The 16,894-nt window shown below is 61.7% G+C and carries 17 protein-coding genes and 1 pseudogene; 10 read left to right on the top strand and 8 right to left on the bottom strand.

The window, feature by feature from the left end; all coding sequences use genetic code 11:
- Positions 1-5: 5 nt before the first annotated feature.
- A complete protein-coding gene (locus tag BLL38_RS12860; protein ID WP_076962924.1) occupies positions 6-860 on the bottom strand; it encodes a LysR family transcriptional regulator in 855 nt (284 codons plus the stop codon).
- 90 nt (positions 861-950) lie between these two features.
- On the opposite strand from BLL38_RS12860, the gene BLL38_RS12855 reads away from it, so the two are divergent.
- Complete coding sequence (locus tag BLL38_RS12855; RefSeq protein WP_076962923.1) at positions 951-1,391, top strand: multidrug/biocide efflux PACE transporter; 441 nt, start codon at positions 951-953, stop codon at positions 1,389-1,391.
- Between the two features lie 3 nt (positions 1,392-1,394).
- Here the strand turns inward: BLL38_RS12855 and BLL38_RS12850 are convergent, their stop codons facing one another.
- Positions 1,395-2,153 (bottom strand): SDR family NAD(P)-dependent oxidoreductase, encoded by a 759-nt coding sequence (locus BLL38_RS12850; protein ID WP_076962922.1) that lies wholly within the window; start codon positions 2,151-2,153, stop codon positions 1,395-1,397.
- 122 nt (positions 2,154-2,275) lie between these two features.
- Here BLL38_RS12850 and BLL38_RS12845 point away from each other — a divergent pair, with 122 nt between their 5' ends.
- Positions 2,276-3,172, top strand: coding sequence for a LysR family transcriptional regulator (locus BLL38_RS12845; protein ID WP_076962921.1), 897 nt, complete (start codon positions 2,276-2,278; stop codon positions 3,170-3,172).
- Here the strand turns inward: BLL38_RS12845 and BLL38_RS12840 are convergent.
- The gene (locus tag BLL38_RS12840) at positions 3,169-4,086 is read right to left on the bottom strand and encodes a LysR family transcriptional regulator (protein ID WP_076962920.1); all 918 of its coding nucleotides are present in this window, start codon (positions 4,084-4,086) and stop codon (positions 3,169-3,171) included. The genes BLL38_RS12845 and BLL38_RS12840 overlap by 4 nt on opposite strands.
- A 118-nt stretch (positions 4,087-4,204) precedes the next feature.
- On the opposite strand from BLL38_RS12840, the gene BLL38_RS12835 reads away from it, so the two are divergent.
- From BLL38_RS12835 to BLL38_RS12825, 3 genes are read left to right on the top strand one after another with little or no spacing between them, the layout of a single operon-like run.
- Positions 4,205-4,963, top strand: coding sequence for a 5-oxoprolinase subunit PxpA (locus BLL38_RS12835; RefSeq protein ID WP_076962919.1), 759 nt, complete (start codon positions 4,205-4,207; stop codon positions 4,961-4,963).
- A 60-nt stretch (positions 4,964-5,023) separates the two neighbouring features.
- Positions 5,024-5,902 (top strand): 5-oxoprolinase subunit B family protein, encoded by an 879-nt coding sequence (locus tag BLL38_RS12830; protein WP_076962918.1) that lies wholly within the window; start codon positions 5,024-5,026, stop codon positions 5,900-5,902.
- Positions 5,899-6,873 (top strand): 5-oxoprolinase subunit C family protein, encoded by a 975-nt coding sequence (locus BLL38_RS12825; protein WP_076962917.1) that lies wholly within the window; start codon positions 5,899-5,901, stop codon positions 6,871-6,873. Before BLL38_RS12830 ends, BLL38_RS12825 begins: the two co-directional genes overlap by 4 nt.
- 28 nt (positions 6,874-6,901) lie before the next feature.
- Here the strand turns inward: BLL38_RS12825 and BLL38_RS12820 are convergent, their stop codons facing one another.
- On the bottom strand, positions 6,902-8,518 hold the full coding sequence (locus BLL38_RS12820) for an inorganic phosphate transporter (protein ID WP_076962916.1): 1,617 nt from the start codon (positions 8,516-8,518) through the stop codon (positions 6,902-6,904).
- Positions 8,519-8,823: 305 nt separating this feature from the next.
- Here BLL38_RS12820 and BLL38_RS31900 point away from each other — a divergent pair.
- Positions 8,824-9,519: pseudogene (locus tag BLL38_RS31900) on the top strand (methyl-accepting chemotaxis protein); the annotation flags it as partial.
- Between the two features lie 165 nt (positions 9,520-9,684).
- Positions 9,685-10,452, top strand: a complete 768-nt coding sequence (locus BLL38_RS31895) for a methyl-accepting chemotaxis protein (RefSeq protein WP_420876177.1) — start codon at positions 9,685-9,687, stop codon at positions 10,450-10,452.
- Positions 10,453-10,503: 51 nt separating this feature from the next.
- Here BLL38_RS31895 and BLL38_RS12810 read toward each other — a convergent pair whose 3' ends face one another.
- Both BLL38_RS12810 and BLL38_RS12805 read right to left on the bottom strand, forming a co-directional pair.
- Positions 10,504-10,812 (bottom strand): PepSY domain-containing protein, encoded by a 309-nt coding sequence (locus BLL38_RS12810; RefSeq protein ID WP_076962914.1) that lies wholly within the window; start codon positions 10,810-10,812, stop codon positions 10,504-10,506.
- 117 nt (positions 10,813-10,929) lie between these two features.
- The gene (locus BLL38_RS12805; RefSeq protein WP_076962913.1) at positions 10,930-12,057 is read right to left on the bottom strand and encodes a glycerophosphodiester phosphodiesterase; all 1,128 of its coding nucleotides are present in this window, start codon (positions 12,055-12,057) and stop codon (positions 10,930-10,932) included.
- A 244-nt stretch (positions 12,058-12,301) separates the two neighbouring features.
- Here BLL38_RS12805 and BLL38_RS12800 point away from each other — a divergent pair, with 244 nt between their 5' ends.
- Positions 12,302-12,625, top strand: a complete 324-nt coding sequence (locus tag BLL38_RS12800; RefSeq protein WP_076962912.1) for a DUF2025 family protein — start codon at positions 12,302-12,304, stop codon at positions 12,623-12,625.
- 289 nt (positions 12,626-12,914) lie between these two features.
- On the opposite strand, the gene BLL38_RS12795 is transcribed toward BLL38_RS12800, so the two are convergent.
- Positions 12,915-13,973: a diguanylate cyclase gene (locus tag BLL38_RS12795; RefSeq protein ID WP_076962911.1), complete on the bottom strand. Its 1,059-nt coding sequence runs from the start codon at positions 13,971-13,973 to the stop codon at positions 12,915-12,917.
- Between the two features lie 197 nt (positions 13,974-14,170).
- Positions 14,171-14,794, bottom strand: coding sequence for a TetR/AcrR family transcriptional regulator (locus BLL38_RS12790; protein WP_076962910.1), 624 nt, complete (start codon positions 14,792-14,794; stop codon positions 14,171-14,173).
- Between the two features lie 132 nt (positions 14,795-14,926).
- Here BLL38_RS12790 and BLL38_RS12785 point away from each other — a divergent pair, with 132 nt between their 5' ends.
- Positions 14,927-15,979 carry an MBL fold metallo-hydrolase gene (locus tag BLL38_RS12785; protein WP_076962909.1) on the top strand — a complete coding sequence of 351 codons (1,053 nt, stop codon included), beginning with the start codon at positions 14,927-14,929 and terminating at the stop codon, positions 15,977-15,979.
- A 345-nt stretch (positions 15,980-16,324) separates the two neighbouring features.
- On the top strand, positions 16,325-16,876 hold the full coding sequence (locus tag BLL38_RS12780) for a hypothetical protein (RefSeq protein WP_332262113.1): 552 nt from the start codon (positions 16,325-16,327) through the stop codon (positions 16,874-16,876).
- The last annotated feature ends 18 nt before the right edge of the window (positions 16,877-16,894 follow it).

Below are 16,894 nucleotides of genomic sequence, written 5' to 3'. Positions count from 1 at the left end.
AGGGGTTATTCGAGCATCTTTTCCAACAGCCAGCTCCCCGCCGGGCCCGGTGGGTGTTGCCGTGACCACAAGGCATCCACCGCCACCGAGCGTGGCCAGCCGCGAGCCTTGAGCTCTACCAGTTGGCCATTGGCAAAGCGCTCCACCAGCCAGCGCGGCAAGGGCGCCCAGCCAAAACCGAGGATGGCCATTTCCATCAGCATCAAAAAGCTGGGGGCGGACCATACCCGGCCGGTCAGCCGGTTTTCATTGGGGTTGATGATGCTTGCCAGGCGCAGTTCCCGGTGTTGTTGCAGGGTTTGCTGATCGAGGCCATCGAGACTGGCCAGTGCATGTCGTGGGGAAACAAACAGCGCAAGTTGCGTGCGCTCCTCGACGGTGGCATGGGTCAGGTCTGGCGGGTAGACCTCCTGCGCCTCGATAAACGCGAGCTGCGCCCGTCCGCTTTGGACCAGGGCGATGAGGTCTTCGCATTCGGCGATCAGCCACTCCAGCTCCAGGTCTGGATAGCGCTGTTCGAGGGCACTGAGCAGCGTTTCAAAGCGTCCCGACTGATAGGTATCGGACATGGCAATGCTGAGCCTGGGCTCCAGCCCCTGGGACAACTGGCTGGCGGCAAGCTCCAGGCGGCTGCTGGCCTCCAGCACCTGCTCGGCCCGTTGCAGCAGGACATGCCCGGCCGGGGTCAGGGTGGGCTTGCGGCTGCTGCGGTCGAACAGCACCACGTCCAGGTCAATCTCCAGGCTGGCCACTGCCGCGCTGACCGTGGATTGGCTCTTGCCCAGCTTGCGCGCCGCGGCCGAAAACGAACCTTGGACCGCCGCCTGCACAAACGCTTGCAACACTTCATAAGAGGCCATCATCTATCGCCTTGATCGATGGTTATTGATTATGAAGTATCGGGTTTAAGGGTAATGATGGCAACCCTCGACATTCACAGAGCAAGGCTTATGAACACCACCAAGTCCATCACTGAACGCGTTTTCCAGGCCATCGGCTTTGAAGGCCTGGCCTTGTTGATCTGTACCCCGCTACTGGTCTGGATCACCGGCCGGCCGGCCCTGGAAATGGGCGCGGTGACCCTGGCCATCAGCCTGTTGGCGCTGACCTGGAACATGATTTTCAACAGCTTTTTTGACCGCCTCAAGGTGCGCCTGCAACTGGCCAACAGCGTCAAGACCCGGGTCATGCACGCCCTGTTGTTCGAGGGCGGGCTGATTCTGTTTGCCGTGCCGCTGATTGCCGCGTGGCTGAACATCAGCCTGATGCAGGCGTTTATCCTGGATATCGGCGTGCTGCTGTTCTTCCTGCCGTACACCTATGTGTACCACTGGGGCTACGACGTGCTGCGGGAAAAGTTCCTGCAGCAACGTGCGCCAGAGCGAGTGTGAGGGTCAGACAAACATCCCGCCCGACGCCTCGATCCGTTGCCCATTGATCCATTTGCTACCGTCGGCCAGCAGCGTGGCAATCGCCCCGCCAATATCGTCCGGCAAGCCGACCCGCCCCAGGGCCGTGTTGCCGGCGACAAACGCATTGATGTCGGCGTTATCGCGCACGGCACCGCCGCCGAAGTCGGTGGCAATGGCGCCCGGGGCCAGGGTGTTGACGCTGATCCCCCGTGCGCCCAATTCCTTGGCCTGGTAGCGGGTCAGCACTTCCATCGCGCCTTTCATTGAGGCGTAGGCGGCATACCCCGGCAGGCTGAAACGGGCCAGGCCGCTGGAGATATTGATGATGCGCCCGCCATCGACGATCAGTGGCAGCAGCTTCTGGGTCAGGAAGAACGGGCCCTTGAGGTGGATCGCGACCATTTGGTCGAACTGTTCTTCGGTGGTTTCGACAAAGCTGGCATGGGTGCCGACACCGGCATTGTTGACCAGAAAATCGAAATACTCCTGTGCGAAAACGTCCTTTAACGTGCGGCCGACTTCGCGGATAAACCCGTCGAAGGTGGCACTCTGGCTTACATCCAGTTGCAGCATGGCGGCGCGGCCACCGAGCTGTTCTATCTCTGCCACCACCGCCTGGGCCTCCTCGGCCTTGCTGTAGTAAGTGCCAATGATATCGATACCTTGCGCGGCCAGGTGCAGGGCGGTGCTTTTGCCCAAGCCACGGCTGGCGCCGGTGATCAGTGCGATTTTACGGGGCATGGTGTAGTCCTCGGAGCGGGTGGTAGGTATGGGATTGAGTGTATTTGTCCGTGCATTGCGTGATAAATAGAGCAGATCCGAACTCACTGGTCGGATCAGCCGAACAATCACGGGCCGCCGCCATGAACAAGCTGGACCTGTTGCACACCTTTGTCCGCGTCACTGAACTGTCGAGTTTTACCCAGGCCGGCGACAGCCTGGGGCTGCCGCGCTCCACGGTGTCCGAGCACGTACGGGCCCTGGAAACGCTGCTGGGCACGCGCCTGTTGCAGCGCACCACGCGCAAGGTACAGGCCACCCAGGACGGGCGGGTGCTGTATGAGCGCAGCAAGGATCTGCTGGCGCACATGGAGGAGCTGGAAGGCCTGTTTCGCCAGGACGAGGCGCAATTGAGCGGGCGGATCCGTATCGATATGCCCAATGTCATGGCCCGCAAGGTGATCGTGCCGCGCCTGCCGGAGTTTATGGATCGGCACCCCTTGATCGAGCTGGAGATCAGCGGCTCCGACCGTCAGGTCGACCTGCTGGCAGAAGGCTTTGACTGTGTGTTGCGTGTCGGCGCGCAGCCCGACCAGTCGGTGGTGGCGCGGTTATTGTGCAGCATGCCAATGATCAACTGCGTCAGCCCCGGCTACCTGCAACGCTACGGCGAGCCCAGGACCCTGGCCGATCTGGCCGTGCATCAGTTGGTGCACTACGTGCGCCCGCTGGGCGCGCGCTCGTCGGGCTTTGAGTATGTGCTGGGCAACAAGGTGCAGCGCATCGCCATGGCCGGGCGGGTCACGGTCAACAGTACGGACGCGTACCAGTCGGCGTGCCTGGCCGGTTTCGGGATCATTCAGGTGCCGCGGCTGGGCATCCGCGAATTGCTCGACAAGGGTGAGTTGGTGGCGGTGCTTCCCGACTATCCCGCGCCTGCGCTGGATGTGTCGATGCTGTATGCCGGCCAGCGCCACTTGCCGCTCAGGGTGCGGGTGCTGATGGAGTGGTTGTCGGCCACCTTGAAGGCCCAGCTTTAACGGCGTGTCGACAACTGCTGCGGGGCGAGGAACGCGTCGTGGAAGTAGTCGCGGAACGCCTGCATCGCCGGAGTAAAGGTGCGCTCGCGGTGCCAGGCCAGGCCGACGCTCATGGGCGCGACCTTGTCAGTCACGCTCAAGGTCTCGATACGCTTGCCTTCCAGGGACCAGGGGCGGTGCACCAGGTCGGACAGGATCGCCACGCCACTGCCATTGGCCACCATACTGCGCACCGCCTCCACCGAACTGGTACGCAGCCGTACCTTGGGCGTCTGCCCGGCCTGTTCCCAGTAGCGCATGGCACTTTGCTCGGCCTCATCCACGGTCAGCAGGATATAGGGCTCCCGGGCCACATCGGCCAGGCTGACGGCGCTGCGCTCGCACAGCGGATGGTGGCTGGGCAGCCACAGGCGACGTTCGGAGTTGAACAGGGTTTCGGAGACGATATGCGGGTGGGTCAGGTTGGCGGTGAGCACCACCGCCATCTCGAACTGGCCCTCCAGCAGCCCCTGTTCGATGGCCTGGCGCTCCTGCTCGAAGACCTCGATGGTCACGTCCGGGTGCCAATGCGCCATGCGTTGCAGGTGGTGCGGCAGGAAGTAACCCAGCACCGTGTAACTGGCCGCGACCCGCAGCACACCGCTGGCGCGGTAGTCCGGTAGCGGGCTGCTGAGGGCATCGTCGACACTGCGCACAATCACATAGGCGCGGTTGAGAAAGTGCCGGCCGGCGTCGGTCAGGTTCATGCCCTGGGCCGAGCGCACAAACAGCTGGGCACCGAGCATGGCTTCCAGTTCCTTGATCGCGGTGGTCACCGCCGATTGGGAAATGTTCAGGTGAATCGCCGCCTGGGAAATCTGGCCGATTTCGGCGGTGGCGACAAAGTAGCGCACCTGGCGCAAGGTCAGGGACATGCAGATTTCTCGTTGGGGTATCTGATTTTCAGAAGATGGTCTATCTGATAATAGATCTTCCCAAGGGGTCAAGGGCCAGCCTATTTTCCCTGGCACGAACCCTAGCGGAGCAGCCCCGATGCAGACAGTGGATTTCAACTCGGACATGGGCGAAAGCTTCGGCCCCTGGACCATCGGCGACGGTGTGGATCATGAGTTGATGGCGTTTATCAGCTCCGCCAATGTCGCCACTGGCTTTCATGCCGGCGACCCCGGCACCATGCGTCGCACCATCGAGCGCGCCAAGCAGTTGGGCGTGGCCATTGGCGCGCACCCGGGCTTTCGCGACCTGGTGGGGTTTGGCCGCCGCCACATCAACGCCCCGGCCCAGGAACTGGTGGACGACATGCTCTATCAACTGGGAGCCCTGCGCGAATTGGCGCGGGTGCAGGGCGTGACCTTGCAGCACATCAAGCCCCATGGCGCGCTGTACATGCACCTGGCCCGGGACGAAGAAGCCGCACGCCTGCTGGTGGAAAACCTGCAACGCCTGGAGCCTGAACTGCTGCTGTATTGCATGCCCGGCTCGGTGATCTGGCGTATTGCCAAAGAGCTGGGGCAGCCGGTGGTGCGCGAGTTCTATGCCGACCGTGAGTACGACCTGTCCGGCTCCATCGTGTTTACCCGCAACGTACGCGCCCTGGACCCGGCCACCGTGGCGGCGCGTGTGCTGCGGGCCTGCCAGACCGGCCTGGTGCGCACCGTCGAGGGCGAAGACCTGTTTATCGAATTCGATTCCATCTGCCTGCACAGCGATACACCGGGGGCCCTGGACCTGGTGGCAGCAACCCGCAGGGCCCTGGACCAGGCGGGGATCGTGGTGCGCACACCCGCCTGAACCGCAGCGCCCTGCATGATTTTTGCCTGCCTTTCTACAATGATTCCAAGAGGAACAGACATGGCTGAAACATCCCCGATTCGCTACAGCTTTGGCGCCGATGAGCATTTGTTCGCCGAGGTCAGCGAAAGCATGTCCCTGGAAGCATTCTTCAAGGGCATGGCCGTCACCCGTGCGGTGCAGCGCCTGGCGCTGCCCGGCGTGCTGGATATCTGCCTGGCCAACGCCTCGTTCCAGATCCGCTTCGACCCGGACCTGATCGCCCCCCATGCGCTGCTCGACGCGGTGCAAAGCGCCGAGGCCCAGGCCGTGGCCGAGCGCACCTTGCACACACGGATCATCGAAATCCCGGTGCTGTACAACGACCCCTGGACCCATGAAACCCTGATGCGCTTTCGCGACCGACATCAGGACCCGACGGGCACTGACCTTGAGTACGCTGCACGGATCAATGGCCTGGCGGATGTCGAGGCGTTTATCGCGGCCCACAGTGGTGCGCCGTGGTTTGTGTCAATGGTCGGCTTTGTCGCCGGCCTGCCGTTCATGTTCCAGATGGTCGAGCGCGAACGCCAGTTGCAGGTGCCCAAATACCTGCGCCCGCGCACCGACACGCCGAAGCTGACCCTCGGTCATGGCGGCTGTTTCGGCTGTATTTACTCGGTGCGCGGTGCCGGTGGCTACCAGATGTTTGGCGTGACCCCGGCGCCGATCTACGACCCGGCCCAGCAGTTGGCCTACCTCAAGGAACATATGGTGTTCTTCCGCCCCGGCGATATCGTGCAGTTCAAGCCCATCGACCGGGATGCCTACGACCTGGCGGTGGCCGAGGTAGAAGCTGGGCGTTTCGACTTGCGTATTCGCCCGGTGGAGTTCTGCCTGGACGACTTTTTGGCCGACCCGGTCGGCTACCCGAAAACCTTGCAGGAGGCGCTCGTATGATCAAGGTGCTCAAGCCTGGCCTGGCGACCTCCGTGCAGGACCTGGGGCGCGAAGGCTATTACCACCTGGGGATCCCGCCGTCCGGCGCCCTGGACCAGTACGCCTTGAGTGCGGCCAACCACCTGGTGGGCAACCCGGCGGGCGCGGCGGGGTTGGAATGCACGCTGATCGGCCCGCAGTTGGAGTTTCAACAGGACGCCCTGGTGGCGCTAAGTGGCGCCTTGATGTCGCCGCGCCTGGACGGTGCCGTGGTGCACCAGGACACCGCGTTCCAGGTGCGCGCCGGGCAGGTCCTGCGCTTTGAGTTCCCCGTGGCCGGTGCGCGCACCTACCTGGCGGTGGCCGGTGGGATCGATGTGCCGCTGGTGCTGGGCAGTCGCTCCACCTACGCCCTCGGTGCCCTGGGCGGTTTTCATGGGCGACGCTTGCAGGAGGGCGATCTGTTGCCCATCGGCGAGGTCCGCCGCGAAGGCCGTGCCGGCAACAGTTTGCCGATGGCCCTGCGCCGTTCGGTGGGCGGCGACGTGACCTTGCGTGTGGTGCCGGGGCTGTATTACGAACGCCTGACGGCGGGTGCTAAAAGCAGCTTTTTTGCCGAGCCGTGGACCGTGGGCTCCGAGGCCGACCGCATCGGCTACCGCTTCAAGGGCGGCAGTGCCCTGAGCTTCCAGCCACGGGAGCAACCGTTTGGCGCAGGCTCCGATCCGTCGAACATTGTCGACAGCTGCTACCCCATCGGCTCGATCCAGGTGCCGGCTGGGCTGGAACCGATCGTGCTGCACCGCGATGCCGTATCGGGCGGCGGCTACGCGATGATCGGCACGGTGATCAGCGCCGACCTGGACCTGATCGGGCAGATGCAGCCCAACCAACGGGCGGGGTTTGTTGCGGTGACGTTGGAGGAGGCGCTGGAGGCGCGGCGGGTGTACAAGAAGCGGCTCAAAGCGCTGGCCGGCTTATTCGCAGACTAAACCATCACACACAGCAAAATGTGGTGATTCAGAAGAGTTGGGTAAACAGCCAATACAGACTGCCCGACAGTACAATCGCCGCCGGCAACGTCAGCACCCAGGCCATCAGCAGATTGCGGATGGTCTTCATCTGCAAGCCACCGCCATTGGCCACCATGGTCCCGGCCACGCCCGAGGACAGCACATGGGTGGTGGATACCGGCAAGCCGAACATATCGGCGGCACCAATGGTCAGCATGGCCACGGTTTCGGCCGAGGCGCCCTGGGCGTAGGTCAGGTGGGTCTTGCCGATTTTCTCGCCGACGGTCACCACAATGCGCTTCCAGCCAACCAGGGTGCCCAGGCCCAGGGCGATGGCCACGGCGATCTTCACCCACAGCGGGATAAAGCGTGTGGCGTTGTCGATCTGTTGCTTGAACAGTTGCAGCTTGCCCTGGGTGTCGGCATCGAAATGGCCGACCTGGCCCTTGTCCATCAGGCGAATGGTTTCGCTGGTCAGGTACATGTCGTTGCGCACGTTGCCCATCGCCTCGGCAGGCACCTTGGCCAGGGAGCCGTAGCCCTTCACTTGTTCACCGATATGCCCGGCCAGGGCGGCGAGGGCGGGGATCAGCTCGGGCGTGACGTCCTTGGTGCGCACATAGGTCGACAGCGTGGGGCGTGGGTCCGCCGGTGCCGGTTGCGGGGCGCTCTTGACCAGGGCTTGCTGGGTGACTTCTGCCACAGCGGCAAATTGCAGCGCTTGATCGGCCGGCATGGTGCGGTTCAAGGCGTAGGCCATGGGCAGGGTGCCCACCAGGATCAGCATGATCAGGCCCATGCCTTTCTGGCCATCGTTGGAGCCGTGGGCGAAGGACACGCCGGTGCAGGTCACGATGAGCATGCTGCGAATCCACCACGGCGGCGGGGTGTTGCCCTTGGGTGCTTTGTACAGCGCGCGGTTTTTCACAAAGGCCCGCAATGCCAGCAACAGCAGGGCGGCAAAGCCGAAGCCGATCAGCGGTGACAGCAGCAGCGCATAGCCGATCTTGATCGCCTGCGCCCAATCCACGCCGCTGGTGCCGTCTCGGCCATGCATTAGGGCATTGGCCACACCCACGCCGATGATCGACCCGATCAGGGTATGGGAGGACGACGCCGGCAACCCCAGCCACCAAGTGCCGAGGTTCCACAGGATTGCGGCGATCAGCAGGGCGAAGATCATCGCAAAACCGGCGGAAGAACCGACCTGCAAAATCAACTCCACCGGCAGCAAGGCGATGATGGCAAAGGCCACCGCGCCACTGGACAGCAGCACCCCGAGGAAATTGAAGAACCCCGACCAGAGCACCGCGAATTGCGGTGGCAGCGAGTGGGTGTAGATCACCGTCGCCACCGCGTTGGCGGTGTCATGGAAACCGTTGACGAACTCGAACCCCAAGGCAATCAGCAGCGCCACGCCCAGCAGCAGGAATGGGGTCCAGGTGGTGACCACCGTGCCCAGTTCGTGCATGTCGCGCATCAGGCTGTAGGCGGTGAATAACAGGCCCATGGCGAGCACGGCAAAAAATATGATCACCGTCGGCAGGCTGGGTTTGTTGTCCAGTTGCGGTGTGGCGTCAGTGGCGGCTGCCTGGTGGGAGGCGGTCAGGGAAGGGGTGGCCATGCCGGGGCATCCAGAGAGGGGAGGATGTTTCCCATGATCGTTGCAAATTATTACGGAGATGCTGCGTCAGGTCATTGTTTGGTGTTGTCAGCCTGTCGCTGGTCTGAAACACACCCAAGAACCAATGGGGTAGCGGGCTTGTAGGGGGGAAGGCGCAAGGGCAGCAACGGGTCTTGACCGCTCATCCGCTGGGCTCAAGAAGCGTCTGGCCCGGCCGATGCAAGGCATAAGCACTGTAGTGGACGACAGTGATCGTGCGGTGCCAGTCCCCATTTCCCCATTTCCCCGTTTCGAGGCTTTCCCCTATGAGCTTTTTGCGAAAGTCTTTGAGAGCACAAATCCTGTCGCTGCTCGGTGGCAGCCTGCTGGCAATGCTGTTGATTGCCTTGGCGTGTTTTCATTTTCTCTCCAGCGGTGTGCAGAGTTATCGCAGTTTGCTTGACGGACCGTTGCAAACCTCACAGTTGCTCGATGAAGCCAACCTGCAATTCAAGGTCCAGGTCCAGGAATGGAAAAACGTCCTGCTGCGTGGCAAGCAACCCCAGGACCTGGATAAATACTGGGGGCAGTTCCAGGACCGGCAACAAGACGTGCAAGGCATCCTGGCGCGCCTGGTAAGCAACACCCAGGATGACCCCGGCTTGAACCGTCGCCTCGAAACCTTGCGCCAGGAACACCAGATGCTGGGCGTCGCTTACCAGAAGGGCCGTGATGCTTACCTGGCGGCCGGGGCTGACTTTGCGGCTGGAGACCATGCCGTCAAGGGTGTGGACCGCGCGGTGAGCGAGCAGATGAGTGCGCTGGTCACCCAGTTGCATGAGCAGGGCAAACTGCAATCGGTGGCGATCAGCGCCTACGCCGAGCGTACCGTGATGTTGGGCTTGGCCGTGATGGTGCTGTCCGGGGTGCTGATCGGCCTGTTCAGCCTATGGTTGCTCAACCGCAACCTGATTCTGCCGATCCGTGGGCTGATCAATTATGTGGCCCAATTGAGCCAGGGCCGGTTTGCCGAGCGCGTTGCCAGCCAGCGCCAGGATGAACTGGGGCGCTTGGCCGAAGCGGCCAATACCCTGCGTGACTTCCTGGCGGAAACCTTCGGCCGCCTGCAGCGCAGTGCCAAGGACCTGGTGGGGGCCAGTGGCGAGTTGAATTCGATTGCCGGGCAGATGGCGACCGGCACCCAGGACCAGTTCAGCCGTACCGACCAGGTAGCGACGGCGATGACCGAAATGTCCGCCACTGCCCAGGAAGTCGCGCGCCATGCCGCCAGTGCCTCGCGGGCGGCGGATGAGGCTGACCAGTCGGCCCGTGAAGGCGGCCAGGTGATGCAAGTGACCATTGCCACCATCGGCCAGATGCGCAACGAGATCCTCAACACCGGTGGCATCATCCGCCGCCTGGAAGCGGACAGCGTGCGTATCGGCACGGTGCTGGAAGTGATTCGCGGCATTGCCGAACAGACCAACCTGCTGGCCCTCAATGCGGCGATCGAGGCGGCGCGGGCGGGCGAGGCCGGGCGGGGGTTTGCGGTGGTGGCCGATGAAGTGCGCAGCCTGGCGCAGCGTACGGCGGCGTCGATCATCGAGATCAACCAGATTATCCAGGCGGTGCAGACCGGGGCGGTGGATGCCGCCGAGGCGATTATCAGCGGCCAGTCATGCAGTGATGAGAGTGTCGAAAAGGTCACCCAGGCCGGGGCGATGCTCAGTCATATCTCCCAGGCGGTGGAGGCGATCCGCGACATGAACCGGCAGATTGCCACGGCGGCCGAAGAGCAAACCTCGGTGGCCGAGGATATCTCGCGCAATATCACGCAAATCACCACGGTGGCCACGGCCAACCTGGACAATGTGCAGCGCACCGAAGCGGCCAGTCATAACCTGCGCGGGCTGTCTACTGAGCTCAATGAGGTGACGGCGCGCCTGAGTGACTGACCAGACACAACTGCGCCGCCCGAAGGCGGCGCGTTGTGTTGCCGGGGCAACTCAGGTGTCTTGCTTGTTTTCCAGGACTTCGCCGGTCTTGGCGTCGAGTTTCACGTCCCATTTCACGTTGCTGGTGTCGCGCATTTCAACTTCATAAACCAGGCGACCCCCTACTTGCTCGTCCAATTCGGTGTCGAGGATGGAAGCACCGGGGTGCTTGGCCAATGCCGCGGCGTTGAGTTTGTCGAAGGTCATGATTTTGCCCGATTTGAGCAGGCCTTCGATGTGGTCCGGGCGAACATCGGCCTGGGCCAGGCCGGCGGTCAGGGTCAGGGCGGCAGCGGCGAACAGAGCGGTGAGGTTTTTCATGGTGTAGTCCTTTGGGGTGAGCTGTTTAAGTGGGATCAGATTACCCAGTGCAACTTAATTCACCCTTAATTGCGTAGGACATGCTTGGCTGCACGCCCCTTTGTTCTGGGGCGGATTTCAGTAACCGTTGTCCTGCAGCAGGTCCTGCACGCTGGAGGACGGCCAGCGCTTGTAGAACTTCAGCAGTTCGGCCGCGCGGTTGGTAAAGATGCCATCGACCCCGGCGCTCATGACCTTCTGGAAATCCACCGGCTCGTCGACGGTATAGACGTGCACCAGCAGGCCCTTGTCGTGGGTCAGTTGGTTCATCTGTGGCTTGACCAGGTCCGAATAGCTCTGGTCGCCCAGGTTCGTCAATTGCGCGGACGGGCCGGTGCCAATCGCCCCCAGGCTCTTGGCTTCATCGACCCACTTCTCGAACTCGGCAGCGTCCTTGGGTTCCTGCTTGGCATAGTAGGCCGCTTTGGTTGGCTCGCCGGACTCGGCGAAGGTCACCTTGGACTTGGGCTCGATGCTGCCTTCACCGACCCACAGCAGCAGGATTTTCGGGGTATTGGGCATTTCTTTCTGCAGTTCCTTGAGGCTGGCCGTCTCGAACGTCTGCAACACCACGCGGCCCTTGCCCTGGCCGACGCCCGTATTGCTCTTGCCCAGCTTGGAACCCACGGAACTCAGCCAGCCCTTGTCCAGCAGCTTGTCCTTCAGATCGGCTTCGATCCCCGGGAACTGCTTGGGCTCCTTGGTTTCGATGTACAGGCCGGGTTTGTGCTGGGGGTTGCCTTCGGCGATCTTGATGATGTCGTCCAGGCTGAGGATTTTCAAACCGACGAAGCCCGGGCGCGCACGCTCCGGGTAGGCGGCGTTGAACCAACTGCCGGCATCCAGGGTTTGCAGTTCTTTCCAGGTGAATTCGTTGGCCGGGCTATCCTTGCGCTCGGGGAACTTGCTGGCCACGTCGGTGGTGCGCTGCAGGTTGTTGTCGTGCAGGGCGAACAGCACGCCGTCCTTGCTGCGTTGCAGGTCCAGTTCCAGGTAGTCGGCACCCAGGTCGCGGGCCACCTTGTAGGCGGCGGCAGTGGACTCCGGGGCATCGTAGGACGCACCCCGATGGGCGATCACGGCCGGGTGGGGAATGCCCTCCTTGGTCGCCAGCTCAACCGGGCTGATAGGGCTTGCCGCCTGTGCGTGGCCAAGGCCCATCATCAGAGCGAGCAGCAGGGCACTCTTGGTAAACGTAACAGGCATGTGTGAGGTCCTTTCGTGGAGGTAACTTCAAGAAGGGTTCCTTTTTAACAATTGCCTGCAAAACGCGCTATCACCAAACCGACATTAACGTGCGCATGCGCTATTTTTCTGCGCTTTTGTGCCGTGCTATGCAGTATTCTTGGCCCGAGCCTCCCCGTCAGAGGGACGCCCATTGCCTTATTTCGCCGCCTCGCGTGTAAACCATCGTTCACTTCCCCTGTGGGATTTTTTAGTGAGGTTTAGCATGCGCATCACATCGGAACTCATCTGCCAGGCCGCCGACCAACTCAACGGCTTTGTCGGCCTGAACCGCAAGACCGGCCAATACATCGTGCGATTCAGCGAAGATTCGTTCGGCATGGACGTCGCCGACGACGGCATCATCCCCACCAGCGAGTTCGTCTGGCAGCCCGCGGCCGACCAGGCCATGACCCTGTCCCGCGAGCATATCCAACTGCTGCTGGACCAGAACATCGACGACCGCATCAACATCACCGAGCCGCTGCGGGTGTATATGCGCCGGGTGGAAATCCCGCAGATCAGTGCGGTGCGTAGCCTGGTGGGTTGAGCAGGGTGGGGCCCTGGTGGGAGCTGGCGTGCCAGTGTGGTTTAACGCGGCGCCTAAGATCAAAAGCAAAAAAAGTGAGGCGGCCTTATAGCCGACCTGATCGTTGAAACGTGCGCGTCCCCTGTGGGAGCTGTCTCGCTCAGCGAGGCTGCGATAGCGGTGTGTCAGACGACATAAAGGCTGGCAGTGCCACCGCCATCGCAGCCTCGCAGCGCGAGACAACCTGTGTCTTCCCTAGACGCTTCCTACAGTTCCACGGGGCAACCGAGGGGGTTGAGTCCGGGGGCGTTCAGGCGGAACGGGCGACCAGCGATTCGGCGACCGTCACCCGGTTGCGCCCGTTGCCCTTGGCGGCGTACAGCGCCTGGTCTGCGGCGTTGAGCCACATATGCGCCTGGGTGAATTGCACTTGGTAGGCCGCCAGGCCAATGCTCAGGCTGACTCGCAGCGCTGGAACCTGCGGGTCGCGGTAGCGGCTGAATATTTCCCGCAGGCGCTCCATCACATCACTGGCCTGTTCCAGTGGCACATCCGGCAGGATCACGCAGAACTCGTCGCCACCGTAGCGGCCCGCCAGGTCATTTTCCCGCACGTTGCGCTGCAATTCCTTACTCAGTTGCCGTAAGACCCGGTCACCGACGATATGGCCATAGGCATCGTTGATCTGCTTGAAGTGGTCGATATCGATCAGTGCGATAGTGGCCTGGGACTGTTGCTGTTGGCACTTGTGGAACTTCAGTTGCAGCAGGTCCTTCCAGGAGCCGTGATTGAGCAAGCCGGTCAGGCTGTCGATGCGGCTCAAGGCACTGAGGGCGCGCTTGTGTTCCGAGAGTTTGATAGCCAATTGATAGCTAACCATGCCAACGGTGGCGGGATAGAAGATCAACATCGGCAGGCAGGCATACACCTGGATCAGGCCGACATTGGGGTTGAACGAGGGACCGAACACCAGCCAGGCCAGCCCCACCCCCACCAGTTGTGCGAGCAGGCCCTGAAACATCAGTTGCCTGCCACCCGCCGCGACGTTATGCAGGCTCATCATGGCGAGGATGGTCACGGCGGTCAGCGGTGTGAATTGCGTGGCGGCGGCCCAGAACCCACCGGAAAGCGAGTCATAGAGCAGGTTACGGCGCTCCGCCTTGTAGGGAAACGCCGAATGGCTCGACAGCTGGTACGCCAGGTGTGGCCAGATAAAGGCGTTGAACAGCCACAGCCCCCAGATCCAGCCGGGCATGGCCAGCGGGTACAGGGCGGCAAACACACACAGGCTGCCAAGGCCCAGCCCGATAATGCGTGGGCGATAAATGCGCCGGGCAAACGACAGCCCTTTGCCTCGAAGGTTTTCCATAGATCCCTGCGTCAGGTTTTTCTTTTTTTAAGTGGCGAAGGCGTACGTTATCAACAGGCCATTTACGCCAGATGACCGGCGATTATTGTCAGTTATTTACGCAGGAATAATCAGTGTCCTTCCAGGCCATTTGCGTGGGAATCCTGAGGGATTGCGGCAAAAACGACCTGCCCGTGTCGTATTGGCGACAGAGGGGGTTATCGAGGGCAGGTGGCCATCTCGTAGCCGGCCAGGAACAGGTCCATCGCCGACTCGATGACGTTGGCCTGGGTGGTCGCGTCCAGGGTGGGTTGGCCAAGGGTGATTTGTGGCCAGAAGGCGAACGCCTTGAGCAGGCTTTGCACCTGATGGGCGGCAAAGCATGGATCAACTGGCTTGAGCCGCCCGTCCTCCTGCGCTGCGCGCACCCATAAGGTGAAACCTTCTTCGCGTTCTTTCAGGCGATTGACGATGTCCTGGGCGCGTTCCGGGGAATGGATGGTCGCGGCAATCGCCACCCGGGCCAGATCGAGGAAGTTGGTGTCCGACATCATTTTCATCTTCGCTTCCAGCAACCCGCGCAACTGGTCGCGCAGGGGCTGTTCGCTGCTGTAGCTGACATCCAGTTGCGCCACGCTGCTGGCCCATAACTTATGCAGGATCTCGGTGAACAGCTCTTCCTTGCTGGGGAAGTGGTTGTACACCGTGCGCTTGGATACGCCAGCGGTGGCGGCGATCTTGTCCATGCTGGTGACCTCGAAACCGTTGTCGCGAAACTCGGCAATGGCCGCTGCCACGATGGCTTCGCGTTTACGGTCGGTGAGGCGTTGAGGTGCAATCATGGGGCTTTCGGCTCTGGGAAGAAAATTACACTCGGTAGTTTACTTGGTCCGGGTTTTGTTGCAATCTTGAAACTACACTGTGCAGTGTAATTGTTGATCTGCATCAACAGAACGTACCGGAGTCACTCTGTAATGGCCACGATCTCTACCCGTGTCGACACCTCGTCCCCCGCGCTCAAGCCATCCGAGCAGCAAGGTCACTTCAAGAATCATGCCCCGGTCAATCGTGCGGGCTTGGGCAAAACGTTGCAGATCTTCTGGAAGATGCTCTTTCACAAGCCGCGCAGTACCCGGCCCGTGGGGGACATTCCGGTACAGCACCTGACACGCGAACAGCTCCTGAGCGCCCCGGATCACAGTGTCTACCGGCTGGGGCATTCCACTGTCCTGCTGAAAATGCGCGGCAAGTTCTGGCTGACCGATCCAGTGTTCGCCGAACGTGCCTCGCCTTTGAGTTGGGCCGGCCCCAAGCGTTTCCACCAGCCGCCTATCAGCCTGGAAGAACTGCCGCCGATTGAGGCGGTGATTCTGTCGCACAACCATTACGACCATCTAGACCGTCAGGCCGTTGTGCAATTGGCCGCCAAGACCCGCTATTTTCTTGCGCCACTGGGCGTCGGCGATACCTTGATCAAATGGGGCGTGGCGCCCGACAAGGTCCGGCAGTTGGATTGGTGGCAGGGCACCGAAGTGGACGGTATCCGTTTTGTCGCCACCCCAGCCCAGCACTTTTCCGGGCGTGGCCTGTTTGATGCCAACCAGACGCTGTGGGCTTCCTGGGTGATGATCGATGGCGCCCGGCGCATTTTTTTCAGTGGTGACACGGGCTATTTCGATGGCTTCAAGTGTATTGGCGAGCAGTATGGGCCGTTTGACCTGACGCTGATGGAAACCGGTGCTTACAACGTCGACTGGCCCCATGTGCACATGCAGCCCGAACAAACCTTGCAGGCCCATCTCGACCTGAAGGGGCGCTGGTTGCTGCCGATCCACAATGGCACCTTCGACCTGGCTTTCCATGCCTGGCATGAGCCGTTTGATCGCATCATGGCCCTGGCCTGGGAGCGCAATGTGTCGATTACCACGCCTGCCATGGGCCAGGCTTTTATCCTGGCTGCGCCTGAGCGCGGGCATGCCTGGTGGTTGGATGTCGAGGCCCAGGCAACGGAGCCGCTGGTGAACTGAAGGTGTTCGTAACGCACTGTTATAGACAGGGCTTTTCAAGGTATTGCGGCCTGGAGAACTGACTGGAAAAGGATGCGATGATCTTGGGAAATCTTTTCCTGGGAGTGGGGCGTGATGAAGGAAAAATGTAGGAGCATCTTGCCACCCTGTATTCCCTGCCCAGTGGGGATATATTCAGTACTTCACCTTTTTGATAAAACGACCTTTGTACCGCCTGCCCCGGCCGCGTCGGCGGGCTCTGTGCCAGGGGCTCGCTGTGGCATTGAGTTCCAGCCCGCGGCAGCGCCTGTTGCGGCTGAGTTCGTCGTCGCCCAGGGCCCCAGGTTCGATATCCCGGGGCCGATGATGAAGACCGTGCGTGATCCGTCGTTATCGCTCATTGCCCTAAGTGGCCTCGACCCCGAGGGCCCGGTTATGGCGGAAGTCCCGCTCGTCATGGAGAGCGACGCCTTGAAGGTTCGTCCTGCCCTGGCTGATTGGCGCATCGGTTTTGCTGACGAGTACCTGCACGATGGTGTGCTTGAAGCGGTGGAGCACTCCAACGGATTTCTCCTGGCCTTGGAGGTGCTCAGGGCCTCAGGCGCTGACGTGGTACCCGTGGTGGCGCAGTTACCGGATACCCCAGAGCAGTTCAGCCTGGCATCCGGCAACGAGATCGATAAGCGAGTGAGCGAACATCGCCTCGACGCGTTGGTGTCAGACGGCCAAAGCCCAGCCTTCCACGGCTTCTGCAAAACCGGATACCCGGGCGTATGCCAGATATTCAACGACGAACTCCATGGCACCAGGGTCGTGCTCTGGTTCTACGGTGCCCGTTGGGCACGGGATTCGTTGTCGGTCTTGGCACGGGTCTATCAACAGGCGATGCAGGCACGCGCCGGCATGTCCGCGAGGTGAACCCGTGGCGTGGCCAGT

Source organism: Pseudomonas gessardii, assembly GCF_001983165.1.
Classification (GTDB): Bacteria; Pseudomonadota; Gammaproteobacteria; order Pseudomonadales; family Pseudomonadaceae; genus Aquipseudomonas; species Aquipseudomonas gessardii.
The sequence above is the reverse complement of the archived record's forward strand: the minus strand, read 5'-3'. Positions and strand labels throughout refer to the sequence as shown.